The sequence below is a fragment of the Buttiauxella agrestis genome (assembly GCF_900446255.1).
Taxonomy (GTDB): Bacteria; Pseudomonadota; Gammaproteobacteria; order Enterobacterales; family Enterobacteriaceae; genus Buttiauxella; species Buttiauxella agrestis.
In genome coordinates this window covers 1,073,389-1,097,303 of sequence record NZ_UIGI01000001.1, presented here as the reverse complement: position 1 = coordinate 1,097,303, position 23,915 = coordinate 1,073,389, and the positions used below count along the sequence as shown (strand labels likewise).

General features: G+C 45.8%; 24 protein-coding genes and 1 pseudogene. 15 read left to right on the top strand and 10 right to left on the bottom strand.

The window, feature by feature from the left end:
• Window positions 1-187 precede the first annotated feature (187 nt).
• On the top strand, window positions 188-1,372 hold the full coding sequence (locus DY231_RS05265) for an integrase domain-containing protein (protein WP_115627538.1): 1,185 nt from the start codon (window positions 188-190) through the stop codon (window positions 1,370-1,372).
• A 42-nt stretch (window positions 1,373-1,414) separates the two neighbouring features.
• Here the strand turns inward: DY231_RS05265 and DY231_RS05260 are convergent, their stop codons facing one another.
• The 4 genes from DY231_RS05260 to sid all read right to left on the bottom strand — a co-directional run bounded on the left by DY231_RS05260 (window position 1,415) and on the right by sid (window position 6,190).
• Window positions 1,415-4,300 carry a TrlF family AAA-like ATPase gene (locus DY231_RS05260; protein WP_147295631.1) on the bottom strand — a complete coding sequence of 962 codons (2,886 nt, stop codon included), beginning with the start codon at window positions 4,298-4,300 and terminating at the stop codon, window positions 1,415-1,417.
• 660 nt (window positions 4,301-4,960) lie between these two features.
• Complete coding sequence (locus DY231_RS05255; protein ID WP_172588654.1) at window positions 4,961-5,227, bottom strand: ogr/Delta-like zinc finger family protein; 267 nt, start codon at window positions 5,225-5,227, stop codon at window positions 4,961-4,963.
• Window positions 5,220-5,450, bottom strand: a complete 231-nt coding sequence (locus DY231_RS05250) for an ogr/Delta-like zinc finger family protein (protein ID WP_115627535.1) — start codon at window positions 5,448-5,450, stop codon at window positions 5,220-5,222. Before DY231_RS05250 ends, DY231_RS05255 begins: the two co-directional genes overlap by 8 nt.
• A complete protein-coding gene (sid, locus tag DY231_RS05245) occupies window positions 5,450-6,190 on the bottom strand; it encodes a capsid size-determining scaffold Sid (protein WP_115627534.1) in 741 nt (246 codons plus the stop codon). Before sid ends, DY231_RS05250 begins: the two co-directional genes overlap by 1 nt.
• Before the next feature lie 562 nt (window positions 6,191-6,752).
• Here sid and DY231_RS05240 point away from each other — a divergent pair.
• The 9 genes from DY231_RS05240 to DY231_RS25190 all read left to right on the top strand — a co-directional run bounded on the left by DY231_RS05240 (window position 6,753) and on the right by DY231_RS25190 (window position 12,370).
• Window positions 6,753-7,019, top strand: a complete 267-nt coding sequence (locus DY231_RS05240) for a helix-turn-helix transcriptional regulator (protein WP_115627533.1) — start codon at window positions 6,753-6,755, stop codon at window positions 7,017-7,019.
• On the top strand, window positions 7,016-7,570 hold the full coding sequence (locus DY231_RS05235) for a host cell division inhibitor Icd-like protein (RefSeq protein ID WP_115627532.1): 555 nt from the start codon (window positions 7,016-7,018) through the stop codon (window positions 7,568-7,570). Before DY231_RS05240 ends, DY231_RS05235 begins: the two co-directional genes overlap by 4 nt.
• 52 nt (window positions 7,571-7,622) lie before the next feature.
• On the top strand, window positions 7,623-7,862 hold the full coding sequence (locus DY231_RS05230) for a derepression protein (protein WP_115631771.1): 240 nt from the start codon (window positions 7,623-7,625) through the stop codon (window positions 7,860-7,862).
• Between the two features lie 2 nt (window positions 7,863-7,864).
• Entirely contained in the window at window positions 7,865-8,302 is a 438-nt protein-coding gene (locus DY231_RS05225; RefSeq protein WP_115627531.1) for a hypothetical protein, read from the top strand.
• Between the two features lie 67 nt (window positions 8,303-8,369).
• Window positions 8,370-8,627, top strand: a complete 258-nt coding sequence (locus DY231_RS05220; protein WP_115627530.1) for a hypothetical protein — start codon at window positions 8,370-8,372, stop codon at window positions 8,625-8,627.
• Window positions 8,624-8,947: a DUF5375 family protein gene (locus DY231_RS05215; protein ID WP_115627529.1), complete on the top strand. Its 324-nt coding sequence runs from the start codon at window positions 8,624-8,626 to the stop codon at window positions 8,945-8,947. Before DY231_RS05220 ends, DY231_RS05215 begins: the two co-directional genes overlap by 4 nt.
• Window positions 8,948-8,957: 10 nt before the next feature.
• A complete protein-coding gene (locus DY231_RS05210; RefSeq protein ID WP_115627528.1) occupies window positions 8,958-11,288 on the top strand; it encodes a primase-like DNA-binding domain-containing protein in 2,331 nt (776 codons plus the stop codon).
• A 103-nt stretch (window positions 11,289-11,391) separates the two neighbouring features.
• Complete coding sequence (locus DY231_RS05205; protein ID WP_115627527.1) at window positions 11,392-11,955, top strand: DUF8453 domain-containing protein; 564 nt, start codon at window positions 11,392-11,394, stop codon at window positions 11,953-11,955.
• A gap of 196 nt (window positions 11,956-12,151) precedes the next feature.
• A complete protein-coding gene (locus DY231_RS25190) occupies window positions 12,152-12,370 on the top strand; it encodes a hypothetical protein (protein ID WP_172588653.1) in 219 nt (72 codons plus the stop codon).
• 59 nt (window positions 12,371-12,429) lie between these two features.
• Here the strand turns inward: DY231_RS25190 and DY231_RS05195 are convergent, their stop codons facing one another.
• From DY231_RS05195 to uraH, 4 genes are all read right to left on the bottom strand, one after another.
• Window positions 12,430-14,604 (bottom strand): peptidase domain-containing ABC transporter, encoded by a 2,175-nt coding sequence (locus DY231_RS05195; RefSeq protein WP_115627526.1) that lies wholly within the window; start codon window positions 14,602-14,604, stop codon window positions 12,430-12,432.
• On the bottom strand, window positions 14,604-15,857 hold the full coding sequence (locus DY231_RS05190) for an HlyD family secretion protein (protein ID WP_115631770.1): 1,254 nt from the start codon (window positions 15,855-15,857) through the stop codon (window positions 14,604-14,606). Before DY231_RS05190 ends, DY231_RS05195 begins: the two co-directional genes overlap by 1 nt.
• A gap of 402 nt (window positions 15,858-16,259) precedes the next feature.
• Complete coding sequence (locus DY231_RS05185; RefSeq protein WP_115627525.1) at window positions 16,260-16,610, bottom strand: hypothetical protein; 351 nt, start codon at window positions 16,608-16,610, stop codon at window positions 16,260-16,262.
• Window positions 16,611-16,995: 385 nt separating this feature from the next.
• Window positions 16,996-17,397: a hydroxyisourate hydrolase gene (gene uraH, locus DY231_RS05180; RefSeq protein ID WP_115627524.1), complete on the bottom strand. Its 402-nt coding sequence runs from the start codon at window positions 17,395-17,397 to the stop codon at window positions 16,996-16,998.
• A gap of 291 nt (window positions 17,398-17,688) precedes the next feature.
• Here uraH and DY231_RS25550 point away from each other — a divergent pair, with 291 nt between their 5' ends.
• The 4 genes from DY231_RS25550 to DY231_RS05160 all read left to right on the top strand — a co-directional run bounded on the left by DY231_RS25550 (window position 17,689) and on the right by DY231_RS05160 (window position 19,971).
• A complete protein-coding gene (locus DY231_RS25550; protein ID WP_115627523.1) occupies window positions 17,689-17,790 on the top strand; it encodes an ash family protein in 102 nt (33 codons plus the stop codon).
• Window positions 17,791-17,875: 85 nt separating this feature from the next.
• Complete coding sequence (locus DY231_RS05170; RefSeq protein ID WP_115627522.1) at window positions 17,876-18,163, top strand: helix-turn-helix domain-containing protein; 288 nt, start codon at window positions 17,876-17,878, stop codon at window positions 18,161-18,163.
• 135 nt (window positions 18,164-18,298) lie between these two features.
• The gene (locus tag DY231_RS05165; protein ID WP_115627521.1) at window positions 18,299-18,943 is read left to right on the top strand and encodes a Qnr family pentapeptide repeat protein; all 645 of its coding nucleotides are present in this window, start codon (window positions 18,299-18,301) and stop codon (window positions 18,941-18,943) included.
• Between the two features lie 167 nt (window positions 18,944-19,110).
• Window positions 19,111-19,971, top strand: a complete 861-nt coding sequence (locus DY231_RS05160) for a PA4780 family RIO1-like protein kinase (RefSeq protein WP_115627520.1) — start codon at window positions 19,111-19,113, stop codon at window positions 19,969-19,971.
• 77 nt (window positions 19,972-20,048) lie between these two features.
• Here DY231_RS05160 and DY231_RS05155 read toward each other — a convergent pair whose 3' ends face one another.
• Entirely contained in the window at window positions 20,049-20,540 is a 492-nt protein-coding gene (locus tag DY231_RS05155; protein ID WP_115627519.1) for a hypothetical protein, read from the bottom strand.
• Between the two features lie 648 nt (window positions 20,541-21,188).
• On the opposite strand from DY231_RS05155, the pseudogene DY231_RS05150 reads away from it, so the two are divergent.
• A pseudogene (locus tag DY231_RS05150) lies at window positions 21,189-22,778 on the top strand (NAD-dependent malic enzyme); the annotation flags it as partial.
• A gap of 63 nt (window positions 22,779-22,841) precedes the next feature.
• Here the strand turns inward: DY231_RS05150 and DY231_RS05145 are convergent.
• The gene (locus tag DY231_RS05145) at window positions 22,842-23,678 is read right to left on the bottom strand and encodes a helix-turn-helix transcriptional regulator (RefSeq protein WP_051873734.1); all 837 of its coding nucleotides are present in this window, start codon (window positions 23,676-23,678) and stop codon (window positions 22,842-22,844) included.
• Between the last annotated feature and the right edge of the window lie 237 nt (window positions 23,679-23,915).

Genomic DNA, 23,915 nt, shown 5'->3' with positions numbered 1-23,915 from the left:
TACCAGAGTCGTCCGAGGAAGTCCTGAAAGCCCGCACAGCGTAAGCCTTGCGGGCTTTTTTGTATCTGTTATATGTCCGCAACCATCCGAGAAGATCCGCCTGAATCCAGTGATAATTGGTATACGTTTAGGTATACGGTAAGATGTAGGCCTAAAAACGTATACCAATTCACGAAGGAGCGGCCATATGGCACGGACAACGCGCCCCCTCACTAACACCGAAGTTCTACGAGCTAAAGCAGGCGAGAAAGAGCTGACGCTTCATGACGGCGAAGGTTTATTCCTTATCGTTAAGACGAGCGGAAAAAAGCTATGGCGTTTTCGGTATCAAAGACCGACCACCAAAAAAAGAACGATGGTTGGTTTAGGTTCCTTCCCTGCCCTTTCGCTTGCGGATGCCCGAGCATTACGAGCTGAATATCTTTCATTGTTAGCCAAAGGCATCGACCCACAGGTTCAAGCAGAGGTCACAGAGGAACAGCAGCAAATAGCCCTCGACAGTATTTTCTCCACCGTGGCCGCTAACTGGTTCCAGCTCAAAAGCAAAAGCGTCACAGCAGATTACGCGAAGGATATTTGGCGTTCTCTGGATAAAGACGTGTTCCCAGCCATTGGTGAGATCCCTGTTCAGGAAATCAAAGCCAGAACGTTAGTTGAAGCACTTGAACCCATCAAAGCGCGTGGAGCACTTGAGACAGTTCGCCGTTTGGTACAGCGCATTAATGAAATAATGATATATGCGGTTAACACCGGTTTGATTGATTCAAACCCGGCATCCGGTGTTGGTATGGCTTTTGAGCGGCCTAAAAAGCAAAACATGCCAACCTTACGACCGGAAGAACTTCCAAAGCTGATGCGCTCACTAGTGATGTCTAACCTTTCGGTTTCGACTCGTTGTTTGATTGAATGGCAGCTCCTGACACTTGTGCGCCCTGCGGAGGCTTCCGGTACTAGATGGGAGGAAATCGATCTCGATACCAAGCTGTGGACTATTCCAGCAGAACGAATGAAGGGCAAACGCGAGCACGTTGTTCCTTTATCTCCTCAGACATTAGAGATTCTGGAGGTAATGAGGCCTATTAGCTCTCACCGAGAACATGTATTCCCAAGTAGAAATGATCCAAAACAAGCGATGAATAGCCAGACGGCTAATGCTGCTATTAAGCGCATTGGATATGGTGGAAAGCTAGTTGCTCATGGATTACGATCTATTGCTAGTACCGCAATGAATGAGGCTGGCTTTAATGCGGATGTAATCGAGGCTGCTCTGGCACATAGCGATAAAAATGAAGTCAGACGAGCTTACAATCGCTCCACCTATCTAAATAAAAGAATCGAGTTAATGAACTGGTGGGGAAGCTTCGTTAGGTAAAATGAAAAAAAAGTGACTATTATTCATAGTCACTTTCTCTAATTAGTGTTTCATGCCATATTTAATTTCTCTTTCTTTAAAAGCGGTTACACCCCCCTCAAGAATATGACACACATGATCTTTAATTGTGCTTTCAAAAAGAATTCCTTTCCGATGCTTATTTATTGCATTATTTTCCAAAGCACCGAAACAGTATTCGAATTGATATTTCTCATTCTCATTCCCAGCTTGCTGACCGGCTTGATTAGCTACAATGATACATTCAGAATCAGTCGAGACGACTAGATTTGCATTATGTGTAACCATAATTATTTGCCTGTCATTTTTTTTACTTCTAATATAATTTTTAAGCTGATCATAAATAGTCCTGTTATCTAGATTATCTTCAGGCTGATCTATTAAAATAGGATGTTTAGAGTTACTTAAATGCAACAAAATACTCATAAGAACCAAACCCCTTTTGCCAGGTGACATTTGGAGTATTTCATCATTCTTATAGAAAACGAAATAATCAATTCTAAAACAATCAGAATACAATTTATTCAAAAGATCTTGCGTCGTCACGCCGCTTTTTAGATTAGGTAAATCTTTTCCTAATCTAATCTTATCATAAATTGTCGTTATTTTTTGAGCATGCTTTTCATGATTATATTGAATATTTCCTTTTACATCTAATAGCCCTTCCATGAAATCAACTAAATTAGCCCTACGGTCAAATAAATCTACGAAAGCATTAAACTGCTCATTATCATAAGTAACCTCGGCTCGAACTGTAATTTCATTGTCGAATGAATTAACAGGATCATTTACTAGAGTAACAATAGAACCATAACATTCCATTACTGATTGATAACTAGCCTGAAGAGACGTCTTTACATCTATTCCAATTTGAGTTTGCTTATTGATTTCAGAATCTTTTTCACTTATACGCTTCAACTTAGCATTTTCAGCGGTAACTTTTTCTGTTATATCTTTTAGCTTAGACTGCTCCTTTATTTTCGCGGTAAAAGGAAGCAATTTTTCCTCTAGCTTGGCATTTTCAGTTGTAATTTTATCTAGCCAGTAAGGGATTTTAATAATTTTATTTTTGAGTTTTGCCTGTATAATTGTGTATACAGAGTCTAAGGAGGAATTCACAAACTCAAAATAACTATCCATTGCTTTAGAGCTAGTGTCATAAGCAATATCTTTCTTAATAGATGACATCAAATTTGAAAATGAAATTGAAGAATTCTTTTCGTACGATGCAATAAATTCATTTGTAATTTTATCAAAATCTATTAAAAAGTCTTTGCGATTCGATATGTTTAATTTACGAACAATCAGCTTGGAATATATTTCCTGCTCGTGATCTGTAAAGCCTGATTTTTTTCTAAGATCCTCTACCTGTCTATTTAACTCCTTAATTTCTTTTTCTATATCAGCCTTAACACCTATTTCAAGAGATTCTTTTTTCAATTTATTATATTGTTCTATACATGAAAAAAGCTCACTTAATCTAGTCGAAATATTAATATTATGTTCATAAATTGTATTGTGAATTAAATCCGACTCTGATTTAAAGGCTTCTCTCTGACATAAAACCTTGCTAATTAATTCATTTAAATCATTTTTCCCTTCTCTTTCTGCAAGCTGATTGATATATAATTGTGGTATATAAGTTATGGGTTTTGTTATCTCATCAGATAATTTACATACATCACCGTTGTTCCATTCAACTTCAAAATCATAATGATGGGATTGCGAGTAAGGTTGCATCTTAGCAAGTGCCAGTTTTTCACGAACTTCATTTTTATTGTTAGCTTTTGCTAGATTATATAACAACAGGGACTTGCCAGATGATTTACCTCCAATTATGGTAGTCAAATCAGCATTGAAATTAATCCATTCATCAGTAAAAATCTTATTTGATGTTCTCTCAACAAATCTAGCCCGTTTTATAATTTGATAATCACTTTTCTGCTGTGGGTTGTTTTCTTGAATTTTTACTCTAGACTCAGGATCATAAACAACTTGTTTCAATCCCGAAAAACTAAGATCAGCCTTAATCCAAGTATATCTATTTAAATCTGGCTTAAAGAGTTGCTCCAGAGAATGTGCATCTGACCCCCATAGGCATGGCTTAATTGCACCAAATTCATTTAAATGTTGTTCTTTATTGTACTCTCCTAGCATAAAACTAATTGTTTTAGCATTTGAGCTAAAAATAAAATGACATTGCTTAATTAGATTTTTTCTTATGCTGTGACCTTGAGAGTTCCAGCTAACTTCACTAAGATCTTCATCGCTGGGAATTCCTAACATATATTTATTATTAAATCGACTATTGTTCTTTAATATACATGCCAAATCAGACTCATTAATTGAAGCATTGCATGCCCCAATAAAAAAATCACTCCCTTTGAATCCAGAATGCTCAGCTTTCAGACGCCGACCAAACTCTTCTATATTTCTTTTAGTCAAAGGTCTTTTTTCTGTTCCTTCGCCTATATTCGCATTATATTCAATGCTGAGCTGAGATATTATATCACTTTCTATATCATCAATATCTAAATCCCCACATAACAAAAGATGGTAGTTAAATTTATTGCCCCAATCTTTAACTTTATTATCATTTGTAAGTAACTTACTTATCCGGAATTCAATGTTTGGGAATAAATAAATTTTACTTATAGCTTCTATTTCAGAGGCTGTAAATAACTCTTTTAATTTACTCTCATTTTGAAGGTAATCTTTTTTTAATTTTCTATATCCTTCAGGTATATAATAGTCTGTTATACCTATTGCTTGTATATCCTCCCTAATGGCTGCTTTAAACAATTCTTTTACATATGAATCCCAATCTCCAAATTGGTTATTTAACACTGATGCTGGCGTATGCACATGAAGATCCCATTTCCGCCATTCAGACCCTCTTGATAATTCCATAATGAATTCCCAAAAAAAGATGAATTTGATGCATCAGAATTGCTCTACTTCTCTTTTAGATGCACATCCCAATGCACTGTTTATATAAACAGTATTCAGTACACACTGAATAGGAATAACCTTACATCCTCATGTACAAGAATGCGATTTATTTCTTCATCAGTGTAATAGCTAATTTTTTTGAAATCATTCGAATAAGCAAAGACTTAAATCATTAGAATCAACTTGAAAAGAGGGTGAGACTACTATTCTGTACGTGTCCACAACCTAAGAGTATCCCCGACCCAGAGACTAGCCCTAGGTGCTGAGATTTGTACTTTAGGATGGCTATTAAACTGCGACCTCAAAACGTTTAAAATGAAAATAGATTTTACTATTCGCGCGCAATGCTCTCCCCGCCACGCCTGCCCGCTTCATGGGTCGGTTTTAATGCAGGTGCCTGACCACCCCGGAGCCACGCCAGCTCTGGGGTCGTCGCGTGTGAAAAATACGGGATTTTGCATGCAAACCCATGCACAGAAATGCAGACAAATAATCAGAAAATAGTGTGTTTTTTGCAGGGATGGATGACGTTAAATGGCGGTGTTAATGCAGGGATTTTAATGCGATAAAACGCCGCATTTAGAGCCAGTAAAACAACACTAAACACGGCGGTTTTTATTATTCAAGTCGCATGGTGTGACTCACCGTTTTTTCCGGTGCAGGCCGTGTGACTGGCTGCTCTGGTGCCTGCTCAATGCTGTCGGATGGAACAGGTCTGCAAATAAACCGGGTAAATACATGAAACGTTTTAAACACAAATCCGCATGCAGCTTCCTGACAGATGTAATAACGAACGACTGTCTCGCTGGATTCAATTTTCGACGTTCTTATATAAGAGTTTCCCTGACAGCGGGGGCATTTAAACCCAATTTTCACTTTAGCCATTATTGCTCCCTTGCTCAGCTCCCGCATCAGCCTGCACCAGACGAGATTTGTAGTCTGCTTTCAGAGGGGAATTTTCCAGGGCCATATAAAAGCACTCATGAGTTATGAAGGTCGCGGAACAGTAAACATTCTGGCACTGCACTATTGTCTCCTTGCTGCCATCCTCCAGATACGTGGCTTCCCGCGTATGCCCGACGGTGCTGCACAGAGGACAGCGCATCATCAGAGCGCCCCTTTTTCTTTAAGCAGGCTCTCCTTACGCTTAATTTCGTTAAAGGCAACTTGGCGTTTCGCCGGTGAGGCCAGTGCCTCATCCATGTATTTGCTCAGCGCTGGCGAAAGGCCGATAACTGACAACTCCGGCTCACTGGCCATATCAAAGGCATACTTCGTCACACGTGGCTCCAGGTACGCCCGGATCTCCGCATAAACACTTTTATCAATATCGATTTCGTACTCGCTGAAACGGCCATTGTGCGTCGTACGGGCTTGTTCTGCCGACAGCGCCATGCGTTTTAATTTTACGGCACGCACGACGCCATCCAGTGCGCTAAGTGACTGACTCATTTCCTTGTCTGCCAGTGCGACAAGCGCATTGGTATGCGCACCGCGCAAAGAAGCACCGTAACCACTGCACATAATTTTATGTTTCTCTTCATCCAGTTCCAGCTCCTGAATCAGAGAATCCAGTTCGGTGATCATTTCACGGTTAGCAATACGCTCGATGTGTTGCTGTTTAAGCTCGCCGGTCATCACTCCACGCGCCTTACGGAACAGCTCGCGCCAGCCGGTATCATCCTGCTGACTTTGCGCCTCGGCAGTCTGTTTTTGCTCCCGGCAACTGGTAATGGAGGCGACAATATTTTCCATCTCAGTCACAACTTTGGTGTGTTCTTTTTTGGCCGTATCGTAATGCTCAATGGCCTGTTGTACGCGCTGCTGGCGGGTTGTTTTATTTTGCATAATGCTCTGCTCTCGTTGTCAGGAAGTGATTTCGATTATGCGAGCGCTCAGACAACAAGAGGAGCGATTGAGGATGTACCAGCCGCGACACAGAAAGACCCTAAAGCGGCTTGCCAGAGGAAAGGTCGCAGGAACATACCCCCCCTCTTTTATTATTTTTTTACTATTAACTATTCACTCTGTTCACCTTTAAAAAAAAGATAAGTAATACAGTATATTAGAGGGTGAACAATCGAAGTCTGACTGTTCACCGTCTGTTCACCACTGTTCACCCTTTGATAAATGTTCCCTGCTAATTCATTCTCTTTTTGAATGTTTATTCCTTTTAATAATCCTGTAATCAATTGATAAAAGTAGTTTTACTTTCTCAAAACACAGTCAGCTCCCCAATATTGACTCATATTCAACAGTATTCAGCAGGTGGTGTTTTTTTCATCAATGTTGTGTGGTGGCATGACACAAAAGCCCTTGTTGCATTGAGGGAAAATATTCACAAAATAGAGAGCTACCCGAAACCGGACGGACACGACCGGATCTCTATGGACTGTTATGAGGTAGCTTTATGCACACCGCTTTTTCCGCACCATCTTCCGCGCCAACCGCGCATCTGCCACCTGTTTTTGCCCCGACTCAGGAGCGTTTTTTACGCCTCCCGGAAGTCATTCACCAGTGCGGTCTGTCCCGCTCCACCCTCTACGATTTAATCGCCCGCAATGCGTTCCCGGCGCAGGTCTCCCTCGGCGGTAAAAATGTCGCCTGGCTTCAGTCAGAAGTCACCGTGTGGATGTCAGAACGTATCGCAGAACGTAACCGGGGATGTGACGCATGAATCAGCCCCGTTTTCAAAAAGCCCCTTTCCCTGGCTTGCATCCCTTCCAGGTTTGCGGTTATAGTTTTCTCGCTGTCGCAAAATCGACAGTCGGGCGTAGGAACCCGTGTTACTTATTGGCGACACCAGACGCGCCATGCGTCTTTTTTTACGTCGTTGCTCAGGCATACCCATTTTTTGAACTGTGGTGTTTACACCCTGGTTCAGGTCAAATAATGGTGGCCCGGGCGGGGCAGCCTTCGGGCTGGCCGGTTTCCAATAAGGCCGGTATTCCTACCCCCGTCCGGGCTACCACCCATGAGTGTAGGAACTCCGGTGGTGGCAATAACCGCTACTTATTGGAGGTTGCCCTTATGGCTTCGACCCTCGCCCCGACTCACCCACAGTTCGTCTTTGTCTTTGCCGCCGTTCGTCGTACCGAGCGCAAGCCCCGTGTTTCCATGCTCCGCACTGTCGCCGGTGATGAGCAAGCCGCCCGTCTTTCCCTTGTCCGTGATTACATTCTTTCCTTTGCCGCCCGTCTGCCTGTTGCGGAGGTGGCGCATGCATAACGCAACCCCCATTAAAAATGTCTCTGCCTGTCGTGATAACGAAAAAAAAGTCATGGCTCATCTGAGTATCGAGGCGTACCACAAACTCAACCGCGCCAGTGCCGTATCGCAGTTTGTCGGCGGTGATTTACAGCGTCGGGAAATGAATGGCTTACACCAGCTCTATATTCCGCAGATATTCAGCTATCTGCACGAGGACATCAGTTTTGTGCTGGAGGAATTAAAAGCGAAAGGGTTGTGCCAGGAATTTCTGTCGCAAAGCGGTTTAACTGAAATACACGGCGGGGAATAAACATGTTTGATTTTCCTCAGCCGGGCGAAAGATACCGCACGGATATTTATGCCGCTGTGACGGTGGTGGGCATTCTGGCCGATGGCATTCCGTGGGATTTGCCTTACCGCTGCCCGGATATGGTCTGGAACCCGTTCCGCAAGCCTTACACCATCCTTATCCGTATTGAGTCTGACGGGCAGGTGATTGAAATACCGCTCGGGCGTTTTTTGCGGGAATTTACCTGTATTCGTCCTGACGTGTTTAAGCGAAACCCTGAGAACCGTTATACCGTGCTGAAAATAATAACGAATGACACGGTATTACAAATCTGGCGTAAACGGAATATTGATATTTATCCGGAAGAGAACAGACCGGTTATTAAAAATAAACCGGTGGCGTATTCGTGGCGTGATATTCCCCGCCCGGAACCGGATACCAGCTACCGCCATTATCTGTAATTAAATCACTCATTCAATTTATGTGCGTATCTGCACAGGGCTTCGCACCCCCTCAGGAGACCGAATCATGGATATCACGCAGCCGGTAACACCATCAGGAATTAACGCCACCATTACGCATGATGACCTGCGTTGCCTTGAGCATTTATTACGTGTCGGCCAGTTCGCCGGTGATTTGCTGGAGCATCAGGAATGCACCGTGTTGAAACAACCACCCGCACAGCAGACGCAACTCGCTTCCCTGCTGTTTCTGATGACTACCCAGCTCGACGGTGTGGTTGAACGCTGCAATATGAGCTGGATGGCTCCGGAGAAAAACCAATGAAAAGAATGCCACTGTCACCCGTTCTGCGTGCAGCGCTTTACCGTCGCGCCGTGGCCTGTGCCTGGCTGACCGTCTGCCAGTGTCAGAAACGCTTTCCACAGCTCACGCTCGGCGTGGTGGAGGATGCCATTGCCGGTGAACTGGAGGGGTTTTATCTGCGCCAGCACGGACTGGAGAAAGGCCGGGAAATTGCCTGTGCGTTACTGGAGGACTTACTGGAAAGCGGCGCACTGAAAACCACACCGGCGCTGTCGTTTCTCGGGCTGGCCGTCATGGATGAACTCTGCACCCGCCACTTAACGCAACCGGCGCAGCCGTAAGGAAAAAACAATGAACATGAAAGTTACCGAAGCCGTGAACGCCGCTAAAGGTCAGTGGCCGCACATCCTCCCGGCGCTGGGCGTGAATGTGGTGCTTAACCGCCATCAGCCCTGTCCGGTGTGTCAGGGTAAAGACCGTTTTCGCTTTGACGACAAAGACGGGCGCGGCACCTGGTACTGTAACCAGTGCGGAGCCGGTGACGGCCTGAGTCTGGTCTCAAAAGCGCTGGCCGTGTCGGTTGCGGAAGCGGCAAGCCAGGTCAACAGCGTGACCGGCAATCTGCCGCCGGTGCCAGCGGATGAAGTCGCCAGTGCCCCGGACAGCGAGAAAGCGATGAAAGAGGCCGCCGCGCTGGCCGCCCGTTTACTGGAAGCGAGCCGCACGACCACCGGCAATGCCTATCTCACCCGCAAGGGGTTAGCACAGCGAGCCTGTCAGGTGCTGACCACCACGCATAAAGTGGCGACCATCACTTACCGCGCCGGTGATGTGCTTGTGCCGCTGCACACCCCGGAGGGGGAACTGGTTAACCTCCAGCTCATCAACGCCGGTGGCACCAAACGCACGCTCAAAGGCGGTCAGGTGAAAGGCACCTGCCACACCATCGAGGGGAAAAACACCGCCTCAAAACGGCTCTGGTTAGTGGAGGGTTACGCCACCGGCCTGACGGTGAACCAGCTCACCGGCGATACCGTTCTGGTGGCGCTTTCGTCCGTGAACCTTCTTTCTCTGGCAAGCCTTGTCCGGGAGCGCCACCCGGCGCAGCAGCTCATCATTGCCGCCGACCGTGACCTCAACGGCGACGGACAGACCAAAGCCGCAGCCGCCGCCAGTGCCTGTCAGGGAATTGTCGCGCTGCCGCCGGTATTTGGTGACTGGAATGATGCATTTATGCAGCACGGGGAAGAAGCTACCCGCAGCGCATTGCAGGAAACCGTAAAAGCACCGGCGGTCAGCCCGTTCGAGCAAATGAGCGAGGCCGAATTTACCGCCATGAGTACCAGTGAAAAGGCGATGCGGGTATCAGAGCATTACGGCCACGCGCTGGCGGTTGATCCGAATGGCGAGATTATTTCCCGCTATGACGCCGGGGCATGGAAAGTGCTGCCGTCCACGCAGTTTGCCCGCGATGTGGCGGCACTGTTCCAGCGTATCGGCGCCGGTTTCTCATCGGGGAAAATCTCGGCGGTGGTCGATACGCTGAAACTGATTCTCGCCCAGCACGAAGCCCCGGCACGGCGTTTAATCGGTTTTCGTAATGGCGTACTCGATACGACCAGCGGCATCTTTAATCCGCACAGCAAAACGCACTGGCTGCGCACCCTGTGTGATGTGGATTTCACCCCGCCGGTGGCCGGTGAAACGCTGGAGCGCGATGCACCCCATTTCTGGCAGTGGCTCGACCGTGCCGCAGGACGGAACGCACAGAAGCGCGACATTATTCTCGCCGCCCTGTTTATGGTGCTGGCGAACCGCTACGACTGGCAACTATTTCTCGAAGTGACCGGACCAGGGGGCAGCGGGAAAAGTATCATGGCCGAAATTGCCACTATGCTCGCCGGGAAGGACAACACCACCTCAGCCACCATCGAGACGCTGGAATCATCCCGCGAACGTGCGGCGGTCATTGGCTACTCGTTGATTATTCTTCCTGACCAGGAGAAATGGAGCGGTGACGGTGCCGGGATTAAAGCCATCACCGGCGGGGATGCGGTCTCAGTCGACCCGAAATACCGCGACGCCTATTCGACGCATATCCCGGCGGTGATACTGGCCGTGAACAACAACCCGATGCGTTTTACCGACCGCAGCGGCGGTGTTTCCCGTCGTCGTGTCATTCTGCATTTCCCGGAGCAGATTGCCCCGGAAGAACGCGACCCGCAACTCAGGGATAAAATCTCGCGGGAGCTGGCTGTTATCGTGCGCCAGCTTATGCAGCAGTTCAGCCAACCGGCGACGGCGCGCAACTTGCTCCAGGCACAGCAGAACTCTGACGAGGCGATTAACATCAAGCGCGATGCTGATCCGGTATTTGATTTTTGCGGCTACCTCGAAGCACTGGAACAGCCGAACGGCATGTATATGGGTAACGCCAATATCGTCCCGCGACAGCCCCGTAACTATCTTTACCATGCCTACCTGACTTATATGGAGGCGAACGGCTACAAGAATGTGCTGAGCCTGAAAATGTTCGGGCTGGGACTGCCGATGATGCTCAAAGAGTACGGGGTGAACTACGAGAAACGCCATACCCGACAGGGGACACAAACTAACATCACGCTGACGGATGAAAGTAACTCCGACTGGCTACCCAAGTGCGATGACACACTCGCGATTTAACCTGACAAACCGGCACAAGCCGGTTTTTTTAGGATCGTATTTTGTGCTTTACAGAGGTAACATATTAAAATAACTACATTTTTAAAACGTCGGGAATTATTAAATGGATAGTATTCAAACAGGCGGTTTGATAGTTAATTTATTGATGATGCTAGTTGCAATAATTTCTTCATTTATCAGTTACTTAATATATAAAGACAATTCAAGCCCTGACATAATCGTTTATCTTGAACAAGATAAAGATGCTAAAACTGTTATCAATCTTGTTATTAAAAATATTGGTAAAAGTCCAGCTAAGGACGTCAAGTTTAGTACAGACAAAAAACTTCCTCAGAGAGCATATGCTGGCGAGTTACCTCCAGAAATGACTGAGGGAGCCTTAATCACTGGAATTCCTTTCCTGGCCCCCGGCGCATCAAGAGTATCCATGCTAGGAAATTATCAAGGATTGAAAGATTGGCTTAAGGGTGAAGTCGTCAGTGTTAAGACAACCTTTTACAAAGCAAATAGTAGGTCTTTCCGCAAATCCGCCATTGTAAATACTAGTTATCTTGAAGTTCATTCTTTCGCAAGAAATTCAGCGGGAGATAATAGCTCAGGAAGCAAGATTGTTTCCGAGCTAAAAAACATAAATAAATCAATAACAAAAATCACAAAACAGACTTAACCTAGCATTAAATATTTTGATTGAACTAAGCTCAGAACGCATTTTAGCTAGAGAATACCTTCTGATCGGGTGAAGAATGGATTATTCACCCTTCACCGTCTAATCATCACCTAACAATATGATTTTAAAACATAAATACTCATGGTGAACAGAGTGAGTAGTTAAACCAAAAAAAAGTTTTTTTCTGAAATTCAAAATGTATGAACAACGTAAACTGGTTGAAAAACAAACATCAGACTCACTGGGATACGCCATTGGTATACGCTTAGGTATACCATTGAAAGTTGAATTAATAAAAATTCAATATAAACAAGAAATTAAGAGAATTATTCAGATTCCCCCAGCCCACCAAAATCTCCGTCAGTGGTTACCAGAGCCATATGATGAAGTCGAAAGCCCGCTTAACGAAAGTTAAGCGGGCTTTTTTGTGTCTGCGATAAAAGGAAATCTAATCCGCCGAACCTAAAATACTATTCATTTTTTTCTAACAATGAATGTGTGATTTCCTGCGATTTCTTGAAAAATAGTGCCTTTATCCATAATGAGGATGCGATCAGCAGAAGCCAGTGTTTCTGGTCGGTGGGCAATGAGCAGCACCGATATGCCGGACTGTCTCAGTGTCTGGCTGATGATGATTTCGCTTTCCACATCCAGATGACTGGTGGCTTCATCCAGCAATAAAAAACCGGGTTGCTTATACAATGCCCGGGCCAGCAGGATCCGTTGCTTTTGTCCTCCTGAAAGCCCACCACCGGTTTCACCAATTAATGTCTGGTAACCCATTGGCATGGCCATAATATCGCTGTCAATCAGTGCAAGCCGGGCACACTGCATCATGCGTTCCTGACAGCGCTCTTCACTGAAGAAAATGATGTTGTCCGCGACAGAGCCCCGGAAGAGGTGATCATCCTGCAGTACCGTTCCGATCCGTTGGCGAACCTGAAAATAATCCGGATGGTTGTGAGGAATACCGAAAGTCCGGATCACACCTTCGTCAGGGGTATGAATACCCAGGATAAGTTTGACCAGTGTCGATTTCCCACAACCGGACTTCCCCGTGATGGCCACGACCTCACCCGGATTCAGAGTCAGTGATATATCACTGATAATCTGAGTATTACTGCCTTTATGGCTGAAAATAATGTGTTCCAGCGACAACGGGGGAAGTGTCTCATCTGAGACAACCCTCTGAACTTTCGGTGTTATGTCATGCATGTTGTTATCAAGCGACTCGTCATGTGGCTGATGCCCTTCCGCAGGGCTCATCACAATATCGGCCAGCCGTTCATTATAGATATCCAGCATGCGCCACGAAAAAAATTTGTCTGTCAGGCTGCTGATGCTGGCAGAAAAACGCCCCTGATAGGATAAATAAGCAACGAGCATGCCGACCGTAAATGTCCCGTTAAGGACTTCACCGGCCCCTTTACACAGAATAATCGCGGATACCAGACTGGCTGTCAGCGTATGTGCAATGTCATAGCACATGGTCAGTCTGTTCTGACGTAGCTGCGTGTTCCTGCGTGTGACATTGAGGTTAAGCCAGGCGGCTTCACGCTGGGCAATCACACCGTTGATCCTCAGGCTCAGGATCCCGTTCAGGGTTTCCAGAAAATGGCCGGACTCCCGGGCACCGGCATCCCAGGTATCTTCTGCGGACTGTCGCAGAGACGGATACCAGAGCGCTCGCAGCAGGGCATAGATAACAGACACCACAGCGGCTATCAGTGTCATTTCCGGGCTGTACAGCAACATCATGCCGAGGGATGTCACAACAAGAAGCACATCCAGAATCCCCTCGAGAATCTGTGTGGTTAAAGCCTGCTGTATGGTATCTACAGCGTCAAAGCGGGCACTGATACTCCCTTTGCTTCTGGCATCGAACCAGGTCAGGGGAAGGCGTATCAGATGATGAAACACCCGGGCGGTCCACTGCATATTAAAATTGACGGATAAGGTGATACTGGCCCACTGGCGGGCCAGTGATAACAGCAGCTGTGTCAGGGACAGCAGCAGCAGGGCGATAATGATAATGGTCAGCAGACTCTGGTCGGCCGCAACCAGCACTTCATCAATCACCATCTGGTTAAGTAAAGGGGTACCAAGCGCTAATATTTCCAGCGCCAGGGCAAAAACGATGATCCGTAACATTGCCGGAAATAAACCGGGGGTTTTCCCGGTGAGCTGGCGGAGGCGGATTTTTTTCTTTTCATTACGTGGCGAAAAATCGCCAGCTGGCGTCATCTCCACGGCGATCCCGGTAAAGTATTTACCCACTTCTCGGAGGGAAAGTGTGAGTTTTCCCCGGTCAGGATCGTGTATTACCAGCTTGTTTCCCCGAACCTGGCTAAGCACGACAAAATGGTTCATGTTCCAGTGGAGAATGCAGGGCAGCGTCAGGGATTTCAGATCGTCAGGCTCAAGCCTGACAGCGCGGGGAGACAGGCGAATACCGGAAGCACACTCTATGAGACGCTGAAGGGTCATTCCCTGCGTACTAATGCTGAAACGTTCACGTAGTGTGGGTAAATCGGTTTGCAGACCGTGCCAGCAGGCCAGCATCGCCAGACAGGCTAAACCACACTCGGCCGATTCCGTCTGGCGGATCACCGGAAGATGCTTTCTTCCCGTCCATTTCAGTACATCCATTACAGTTTTCCTTTAAGGCTCCAGAGTGGCTCGGTCAGCCATTCCCACAGGTGGCGGGTATCAAGGCTGACATCCCCTTCAAGGGTCATGCCGGGTCTCAGCGGTTCGTTTCGCCCGTAAGCCAGGATAAACGTATGTTCAGGCACCACAATCACACGATAGTGGCCTTCGTTTTCCTTCCAGGTTACCGGGGATACGGAGAGTAAATCGGAGGCGGTCAGCGTCGTCCGGCTGATTTCGCGGATAGTTCCATACTGAACACCGAACTTCTGGTAAGGGAAAGCCGCAAACCGGAGGGCCACGCGCTGCCCCGGCTGGATAAAGCCGGCATGCTGGCTGGATGCATAGAGTTCTATCTGCAGGCGGGCATTATCCGGTATCAGAGTCATGACCGGCTCTGCCGCTTTGGCTGACTGCCCCTGTCTGACGAGTATGGCGGCCACGGTGCCGGATACTGGTGAGGTCAGTGTGAAATTTGCCTGGCCCGCCAGCTCAAGCTGTTGTTGTCGGATCCCCTGAAGTTGTCTGTCGAGCTCTGCCTGCCGGCTTTCGCCCTGTGTGATGAGGTGCTTCAGATCGTCTTCGGCCGTATCCAGCGTGGTGTGTAGCTGTAGAAGCTGCTGACGCTGGTTTTCGACGTTTTCCTGTGCTGCAGAGACCTCGATTTGTTTCTGTTGATACTCGATATCTGAAACGTAATGGGTGGCGACGAGTTTCTGATAGCGACTCATAACGGAAGCGGATAACTGCACCTGATGTTCAGCATGAGTGAGACGTTCTTCTGCACTTTTTAGCTGTGGCTGCTGGGAGGAAATGCGTTGCCGGGTGGCCTGCTGTTGCTGACTGTTATCACGCTGCTCGAGTGTCTGCTGTGAAGTCAGCATCGAATACTGTGTTTTCAGTGACAGGCTCATGGCTGCCAGCGTTCCAGCTCCTTGCCCGTTATAGCGTTCACCACTGATGTGATAAAGAGGGGCGCTGGCAGCTACGTGCTGACCTTCCGAAACCGTTAAGTCCGTGATGTATCCGGGATATTGAGGTGTTATTTTTATCAGCCCGGTTGAGGGCATTACAATGCCGGACAGGTGTGCTTTACGGGTATACTGACCCCAATAAAGGAAAGTAAAAATTAAAGCTATCAGTCCGATCGTTGCTGTTGCGCTGAACGATATACCAAACGATGTCGGAATAATGATATCTCCATGTCCTGCATCGTTTTGATGGTCTACAGCTTCCTTTCGAAACAGACTCATTTTCATTTATAATTTTCTTGTTTTCTTTAAAGGAAAACTATGACTGCAAAATAACTAACTCTTGTGATTATCTTGAAGGCTAGGCATGAAACCACTGTAAATAGTTAGTGAGACAAACTCACTAACTATTTATTTTTAATTAATTAAAAGGTTTTGAAACTGGCGATTTAGTTAACCATTTCAAAAGAGAAAGTGACCAATCATATATTTCTTTTGCTAGCTTAATTGAGCCATAAGTAACAAATAATGACAAAGCTAGTTTGTTAACGAAGTTATTCACATGGTTATATCCAGTAATTTCAAATAAATATGATATAAGCACGCACCCTATAATAACCTTCACTGAAAATCTTATGCAATTGCTAATATTCATTATACTTCCCATTTTAACATTCAATACATTTAATGAAACGGAGGCCCACTGCGTGAATTATTATCGTTACAGGTTTTACCAATATCATTTAGTGCTGATGCAGCTGCGGTGCCAAAACCAGTAATGCTACGGCTTGCACCTGCGGCAACTACATTTGCAGTACCAATAGCCATAGAAGTTAAACAGTCACGGGATACACCATCGAGTAAGCCATGTCCGCTTGCTGCATAGTTAGGCTGAAAACCGTTAGCCTGACCGCCGTAGCTAGTTCGGGCATTATTATTCCCGTAGTTGCTGCGTTCACCCGCATCCTGACCATTCGCGCTACCACCGCTTACTAATGCAATCTCATCAAAACTTAATTCTCTGATTCCAGACATAAAATCCCTCTCAATTAAATTGTGCAAAAAGTGCTATCTGAATATCACACACAAAAAATGTAAGGGAAAGTATATTTTTTGTATTTTTTTACGCATTAAATGTAAAGTTATGTAATTTAGCATTATTAATAATTAAATGAACAAGCATCACAGATTTTCAAATGAAATATCTTATTTATTGATTTTCTCGAAGCAGGAACAATCTCAGCAGTGAGCTTTTTCCAGGGTAAATATCTTTAAAATGCGCATCGGATCACGACATTCAATTATAACCATGACAGATTTCTAGTTAAGATTGTGATCGGAATAGATTCCCTCCCATAAAAAAGCCACCAGCAAATGCCAGTGGCCATCAATAAACTCAGGCAATTAACGATAACTGATCTTAACTCCCCCGGTAAGTTGAGTAACCGTATTGACTCAACAGCAAAGGGATATGGAGCTTTTGATTCGTCTTTGTGACGTTAAAAATCACAGGAACTGACGGGAAGAATGTTTCCTGATTATTTGCTTTGAAATAATCCCCCACCTTAAAGGTCACTTTATAGATGCCAGGTTCCATATCACCAGCGTCCGGGAAAAGTGATTTGATTCTGCCGCCGGTATCCGTTTTCGAAGTCGCAAGGTGCTTCCAGGAAGAACTCTCTTGTTTGTCCAACTCGACGACTACGCCTTGCGAAGGTAAACCAGTCTGTTGGTTGAGAATATGAACACTAAGCGTTCCTTCGGGTGCTGCAAGTACGCTGAAGCTGATCAAGGAGAGGATAGAAGCCGCTAAAATTTTCATCGCGTTAACCTGTTGTGAATTTGTTAACGGATTATATGAACCTATCCATATAATAAAATTAAACTTTTTGTTATATGTCTGCGGCTTGCAGCCTGCGACTGGCGCGACTCCCTTGCAATTCCTGCAACGCAGAAAAATTCTTTGGAAAACAACTCGCATTCCGTCTATTAGCGGGTTGGTTAACATCTTTGATTTACGATATAGTCGCCACCGCTGCGGCAAAATCCGCAGCCGGGTTTCGCAGCCCGGTCAAACCTACAAGGATCACTTAATGTTCTACATTGAGTGTGAATGTCTCCGCACACCTGTTGGATGCACAGTTCAAAAACTGTACTCACAACTTCAATGGTGGCTCAGGCAGGGCAGCCTTCGGGCTGGCCGGTGTCCTTGTAGGCCGGTACTGCGAACCTTGTCTGAGCTACCACCAAAAGAGTTTCGCAGCTCCGGTGGTAGTCGTTATCACTACAAGGAGATGTAAATGACACTTTCACACAGCCCCACTTTCCTGCCCTTTCAGGACTGGCACCCAGCCGACATCATCGCCGCACTGCGTAAAAAAGGCACCTCACTGGCAGCCGAATCCCGCGCCGCGGGTTTAAGTTCATCGACGCTCGCCAACGCACTGACACGCCCGTGGGCAAAAGGGGAACTGCTAATAAGCAAAGCGATTGGCGTGCCCGCCGAAACCATCTGGCCGAGCCGCTATTTTGATCCGCAGACCCACGCGCCTGTCACAAGGCTAATGCGCGCACGTCATCCGAAATAAACGATTGGCGCCATTCACCAGTCTATTGCGAGTGGCGCAACGCTCCATACAAAAAACGTCCCTCAAACCGTTTTCCCCCTCTCTCAATTCAGTTACAATCAATCATTGACTGTATAAATAAACAGGTTAATTGCAATGAATCTGGCTTTGAATGGCGAAAAAGTGGGTCGTAATCAGTTTACCGGTGCGAAAATTGAGAACAGCACTTTCTTTAATTGTGACTTTTCAGGCTCGGACCTGACCGGTACCGAGTTTATTGGCTGCCAGTTTTATGACAGAGAAAGCCAGCAAGGTGGCAATTTTAACCGGGCAATCCTGAAAGATGCGGCCTTCAAAAGCTGTGATTTATCAATGGCAGATTTCAGAAACGCCAGCGCACTGGGTATTGAAATCCGCGAGTGTCGGGCGCAGGGCGCGGACTTTCGCGGCGCAAGTTTTATGAATATGATCACAACTCGCAGCTGGTTTTGCAGTGCCTATATCACCAAAACCAACTTGAGCTACGCCAACTTTTCAAAGGTGGTGCTTGAGAAGTGCGAGCTATGGGAAAACCGCTGGAATGGCGCTCAGATACTCGGCGCGACATTTAGCGGTTCCGATCTCTCCGGCGGTGAATTTTCTTCATTTGACTGGCGCGCAGCCAATTTTACCCATTGCGATTTGACCAATTCAGAACTGGGTGACCTGGACGTGCGAGGCACCGATTTACAAGGCGTTAAGCTGGATAATTATCAGGTAATACAGATAATGGATCGCTTGGGGATCACAATTATCGGCTAGGTTCATTTCATGGCACCTGTTCAATTAAATGCTCACCTGCGGACAAGCAATAAAATACATATAGTTACGGTATTCCTACCGATGCGGCCTGAAAATCTCCCACATTTTCTCGTATCCTCAACGGTGCTATTGGTACGAAAAGCGTCAGAAATAAGGTATAAAGCGGCATGAAAATCCCAAATAGAATCCAACCGCTGGTTGATGACGGGCTGATAGACGATGTTCTTCAGCGCCTGAAAAGCGGTAAAGAAGCTGACGTTTACACTGTTTTATGCGGTGACAAAATCCAATGCGCCAAAGTGTACAAAGAAGCGACGCAACGTAGCTTTAAGCAGGCGGTGCAATACCAGGAAGGGCGTAAAGTCCGGAATAGCCGTAATGCTCGTGCTATGCAAAAAGGCTCGAAGTTCGGGCGCAAGCAACAGGAAGAAACCTGGCAAACGGCAGAGGTCGAGGCGTTGTTCCGTCTGGCAAACGCGGGGGTTCGCGTGCCGCAGCCCTACCTGTGTATCGACGGTGTGTTGTTGATGGAGTTGGTCACCGATGCTGACGGCGCAGTCGCACCACGTCTGAGCGACGTCACCCTCGACGAAGAAAGCGCGATTGCGGATTTCAACACCATGATCGGCAATATCGTACGCATGTTGTGCGCAGGTTTGGTGCATGGTGATTTATCGGAATTTAACGTGCTGCTCGATGCCCACGGCCCGGTCATTATCGACTTGCCACAAGCCGTTGACGCCGCCGCCAATAACCACGCCGAGTCCATGTTTGAACGCGATGTGAATAACATCACCGAATACTATGGCCAGTTCGCCCCGCAATTATTGAAAACGCGATATGCGAAAGAAATTTGGGCGTTGTATGAAGATGGAAAGCTCACGCCAGAAACCGTGTTAACCGGTCTCTTCGTTGAAGAACAGCATGACGTGGATATGGATTCTCTGATGGATGAGATCATCACAGCAGAAGATGAATATTACGACCGTCAGCGAGCAGCCAAAGAGCGCGATCAGCAATACGAATAATGAAATTGAAAGCCCGCCAGGTGTAAATCAGGCGGGCTTTTTTGTGTCTGATAGGCGCTTAATTTACAGCGCAGTGCTTATGCTTTGCCGGTGATCGTATTAATATTTTTGATATACATGATCAGAACCATTCCCGCAGCCAGAAGATGCCAGAGATATTCACCATCGCTTGCGCCGGACAGTGTCTGGCTAAACAACATCACGCTGGTAACAAATAATGAAGCTACAGCACTCTTCATCAACCATGGACGGGCTTTGGCATCTGTCAAAAACTCCAGTTTCAAAATAGAAACAATAATGAAGATGAAAGGAAGGCACTGAAGAATAATTAAGACCGGGAAAAGTGCATCAAACAGCGGGCTTAATACAATATGACCCACCTGGCTCTTGTCCCAGGTACCAACGATATACTCCTTCCAGCCTGCCCAGGTATCCCCATGGTAAGCCGTTTCTGGCGACATCAGTCCATTGAAAATACCGCAAACCTTATCAATGAATCCGTTTTTAAACCAAAAGATACCAAGAAAAATTTGTATCGGGATAATGTGAAAAGAGATTTTTTTAAACATATTGATGACATCCTCGCAATACAGTTAGATAGCCGTTAAAGTAACCACGGGATACATTTATAAAATAAAAATGCATCAACTTAGGGATTTATTCTGAATATTAATCATACGCCCACTAAAATATTAAATACATTCCCTGAAATAGACAAAAATGGACATAGCGTTAAAAGCGCAATAGACAAAAAAGTGCACAATGTTGTCGTCAGTAAAGCATTAGCTATGCGTGCAGGCTGACCAGTGCAAATTAATACTCCACATAATGAAAGGTGCTACTGCTGTTGATTAAATAAACGCTCACCTTCCAGTTATATTTTGTTGCACTTCGCCTTAAAATAATACACCTGTCTTAATGTTGTTTCTTTTGTGCAGCACATTGTTTCAGATAAATTCTTTGAGAATTATAGTTGTTAGTTTTTTGTTTTTATTATTCTCAACCATTTCAGTATTGCGAAAAGCATATAACCTATTTGAATAAGCTATTCGAGGAGTCATTTAGCTCACTTGCATCAAAAAATAATTAGGAATATACCTCCCGGCAATGTTCACCAGTCAGCCATTAAACCAAGTGAGAGTAAAATGCGATACACCCATCTTTCCGGGCAATCCCTGCTAAGTAACACGACCTTTAATAAGTGAAGCGCATTTAGTGATAGTGAACGTAATGAATTTAATTTACATGGGCTTATCCCGACCATTGTAGAAACTATAGGCGAGCAAAGCGATCGGATACGTTTCCAGCTAAATAACTTCATTACTGATGAAGACAAACATGTTTTTTTGCGTAACCTGCAAGATACAAATGAGGTTCTTTTTTATCATTACATCACATCTAACATTGAGGCTTCGCTGCCGTTAATTTATACCCCGACGGTGGGCTATGCCTGCCAACACTTTTCAGAGATATGGCGTAAAAACCGAGGCGTCTTTATCGCCTGGGAGGACCGCAACAATATTGAAAGCATCCTGCGAAATGTCCTGAGTGATGATATTAAGATCATTGTCGTGACCGATGGTGAGCGCATTCTTGGGCTGGGTGACCAGGGAATCGGTGGGATGGGCATTCCTATCGGAAAATTGTCTCTGTACACCGCATGCGGCGGCATCGCGCCACACCAGTGTCTCCCTATCATGTTAGATGTGGGCACCAATAATAAAGAGTTATTAAACAATCCATTGTATATGGGTGCTCGCCACTCGCGCGTTTCAGAAGCAGAATATTTTGAGTTTATTGATATTGTGGTTTCTGCAATTGAACGCCGTTGGCCTGGCGTTTTGTTGCAGTTTGAAGATTTTGCACTGCAACACGCCACACCATTGCTCAAAGAATATCAGGATAAATTATGTTGTTTTAATGATGATATCCAGGGAACAGCGGCCGTCGCATTAGGCTCTATTCTCGCGGCTTGCCTGCATAATAAGACATCACTTTCTGATCAACGTATTATGTTCGTGGGAGCAGGATCCGCAGGTTGCGGTATTGCCGAACTCATTGTTTCTGCGCTTAAAGCTGATGGAGTCGATGAGGACGTTGCCAGAAGCCATATATTCCTTGTCGACAAAGATGGCCTGGTATTAAAAGATACACCTGCATTAACTGATTTCCAGTATCGACTCGCTCATGCAAGAGAAACCTTGCCGTTTTCGCCTGATGGCAAAAATATCGCGGCGCTGATTAATTGCATTCAACCATCGATATTAATTGGGGTATCCGGTGTACCTGGTCTGTTTACGGAGGAAGTGGTTAAATCGATGCATTCTTGCGCTTCCACGCCGATTATTTTCCCCCTATCGAACCCAACATCCCGCGTGGAAGCGTTACCTGAGGATATTATTGAGTGGACCGAAGGTAATGTAATCATTGCTACGGGAAGCCCATTCGCGCCGGTCATGTACAAAGGCCATCGTCACATTATTTCCCAGTGCAATAACTCTTATATCTTCCCAGGCCTTGGATTGGGAGTTTTGCTGTCAAATGCTAAACGTGTGACCGAAAATATGTTCCTGGCCGCCAGTAAAGTCCTTGCGCTCTCATCACCTTTACTCAAAGACCCACATGGCGCGCTGTTACCTGAACTGACCAATATCCATGAAATATCTAAGAAAATTGCCATTGCCGTTGCACTTGCCGGGGCAGAAGATGGTGTGGCAACAAGAATGATGGAATCTGAATTAGAAGATAAGCTAGAGGATATGTTCTGGAAACCCGAATATCAGAATTACAGACGTATTTCGTTCTGATAGATTAGAAAAAACTAAAACCGGAAATGTTCTCTGATTTCCGGTTTTTTATTATCCGTAGTTTTAATCATATAAAATCGCATCCGGTGGTGGAGGTGCGGCTTCATAGCGTGAAGGTGAAACACCAAATAACTGGCGGAATGCGTAGGTATAAGCTGATGTACTGCCATATCCCAGCATTAATGCAATTTCGGTCACGCTGCGCGACTGGCGTAATAAAATAATGGAATGCAGCAAACGATGCCGTTGTTTCCAGTTACTAAACGTTATGCCCGTTTCTTTGATGAAATGTCGTGAAAAGGTGCGTGGCGACATACCCACTTTCTCAGCCCAGTCTTCCATTAAATGCGGTAAATCTGGTGATTCACTGATTATCTGACACATTTCCAGCAGTGCCGGTGCCGTAGGCCAGGTCATGGCAAAGCCTGCGGCCGGGAGATCGTTTAGCACATCGATCAATGTGGAAACCAGCCGCCCTTCTTTGCCATCGGCATCATAAAATTCAGGGATAGTATGCGTAGCATGGTGGATGAAGCTGCGGGCAAAATCAGAGACTGTCACTAACTTCAGTTCGGCTTTAAATCCCGTGGACGCGTAATAGTCAGGGTCAATATCCAGGTTTTCCAGCATCACTTCACTGGCGGTTTGCACCCTATGAGGCATAAAAGCCGGTATCCACAAACCGTAGCAGGCCGGAATGATGTACGAATTATTCTCCACGGAAATGTATAAGGAGCCTTCACGCGCATAGTGGAACTGAATGAAAGGGTGAGAATGAAGCTCGGATTGCACATTCTCAGCTAGCATAAACGAACGGAAGAAAACGGGACGAGCGAGTTTAGCCCCTTCAGCATCGCCTTCGTAGCGGAACGAGTGCAGTATCTTTTTTGCTTTAACCATCTATCCCACCTAAATTGACGCTTGATCGACACAACTTGGCATCCCTTCATGATACACAAACCGTGTTTGCTGCGATAATTAATTCATAAGCCCAGCAGATTAATGACCCTATTTAAATAACGATTAACCCAATCAACACTCGGATATATTTAAATCGAGCGGGATAGCTATTTTTAAAATAAAAGAACAAATTGAAATACCTGTATTTTCTTAACAATGAATTGTGAATTAATAACA

What these genes read in the sequence shown, in the direction of transcription:
- DY231_RS05255 (WP_172588654.1), bottom strand. Translation starts at nt 5,227, where the DNA reads ATGGCTAAAGTGAAAATTGGGTTTAAATGCCCCCGCTGTCAGGGAAAC.
- DY231_RS05215 (WP_115627529.1), top strand. Translation starts at nt 8,624, where the DNA reads ATGAAAAGAATGCCACTGTCACCCGTTCTGCGTGCAGCGCTTTACCGT.
- DY231_RS05190 (WP_115631770.1), bottom strand. Translation starts at nt 15,857, where the DNA reads ATGAGTCTGTTTCGAAAGGAAGCTGTAGACCATCAAAACGATGCAGGA.
- DY231_RS05160 (WP_115627520.1), top strand. Translation starts at nt 19,111, where the DNA reads ATGAAAATCCCAAATAGAATCCAACCGCTGGTTGATGACGGGCTGATA.
- sid (WP_115627534.1), bottom strand. Translation starts at nt 6,190, where the DNA reads ATGCAAAATAAAACAACCCGCCAGCAGCGCGTACAACAGGCCATTGAG.
- DY231_RS05230 (WP_115631771.1), top strand. Translation starts at nt 7,623, where the DNA reads ATGGCTCATCTGAGTATCGAGGCGTACCACAAACTCAACCGCGCCAGT.
- DY231_RS25190 (WP_172588653.1), top strand. Translation starts at nt 12,152, where the DNA reads ATGTATGAACAACGTAAACTGGTTGAAAAACAAACATCAGACTCACTG.
- uraH (WP_115627524.1), bottom strand. Translation starts at nt 17,397, where the DNA reads ATGAAAATTTTAGCGGCTTCTATCCTCTCCTTGATCAGCTTCAGCGTA.
- DY231_RS25550 (WP_115627523.1), top strand. Translation starts at nt 17,689, where the DNA reads ATGTCTCCGCACACCTGTTGGATGCACAGTTCAAAAACTGTACTCACA.
- DY231_RS05235 (WP_115627532.1), top strand. Translation starts at nt 7,016, where the DNA reads ATGAATCAGCCCCGTTTTCAAAAAGCCCCTTTCCCTGGCTTGCATCCC.
- DY231_RS05205 (WP_115627527.1), top strand. Translation starts at nt 11,392, where the DNA reads ATGGATAGTATTCAAACAGGCGGTTTGATAGTTAATTTATTGATGATG.
- DY231_RS05165 (WP_115627521.1), top strand. Translation starts at nt 18,299, where the DNA reads ATGAATCTGGCTTTGAATGGCGAAAAAGTGGGTCGTAATCAGTTTACC.
- DY231_RS05260 (WP_147295631.1), bottom strand. Translation starts at nt 4,300, where the DNA reads ATGGAATTATCAAGAGGGTCTGAATGGCGGAAATGGGATCTTCATGTG.
- DY231_RS05210 (WP_115627528.1), top strand. Translation starts at nt 8,958, where the DNA reads ATGAACATGAAAGTTACCGAAGCCGTGAACGCCGCTAAAGGTCAGTGG.
- DY231_RS05225 (WP_115627531.1), top strand. Translation starts at nt 7,865, where the DNA reads ATGTTTGATTTTCCTCAGCCGGGCGAAAGATACCGCACGGATATTTAT.
- DY231_RS05250 (WP_115627535.1), bottom strand. Translation starts at nt 5,450, where the DNA reads ATGATGCGCTGTCCTCTGTGCAGCACCGTCGGGCATACGCGGGAAGCC.
- DY231_RS05170 (WP_115627522.1), top strand. Translation starts at nt 17,876, where the DNA reads ATGACACTTTCACACAGCCCCACTTTCCTGCCCTTTCAGGACTGGCAC.
- DY231_RS05155 (WP_115627519.1), bottom strand. Translation starts at nt 20,540, where the DNA reads ATGTTTAAAAAAATCTCTTTTCACATTATCCCGATACAAATTTTTCTT.
- DY231_RS05240 (WP_115627533.1), top strand. Translation starts at nt 6,753, where the DNA reads ATGCACACCGCTTTTTCCGCACCATCTTCCGCGCCAACCGCGCATCTG.
- DY231_RS05195 (WP_115627526.1), bottom strand. Translation starts at nt 14,604, where the DNA reads ATGGATGTACTGAAATGGACGGGAAGAAAGCATCTTCCGGTGATCCGC.
- DY231_RS05185 (WP_115627525.1), bottom strand. Translation starts at nt 16,610, where the DNA reads ATGTCTGGAATCAGAGAATTAAGTTTTGATGAGATTGCATTAGTAAGC.
- DY231_RS05145 (WP_051873734.1), bottom strand. Translation starts at nt 23,678, where the DNA reads ATGGTTAAAGCAAAAAAGATACTGCACTCGTTCCGCTACGAAGGCGAT.
- DY231_RS05265 (WP_115627538.1), top strand. Translation starts at nt 188, where the DNA reads ATGGCACGGACAACGCGCCCCCTCACTAACACCGAAGTTCTACGAGCT.
- DY231_RS05220 (WP_115627530.1), top strand. Translation starts at nt 8,370, where the DNA reads ATGGATATCACGCAGCCGGTAACACCATCAGGAATTAACGCCACCATT.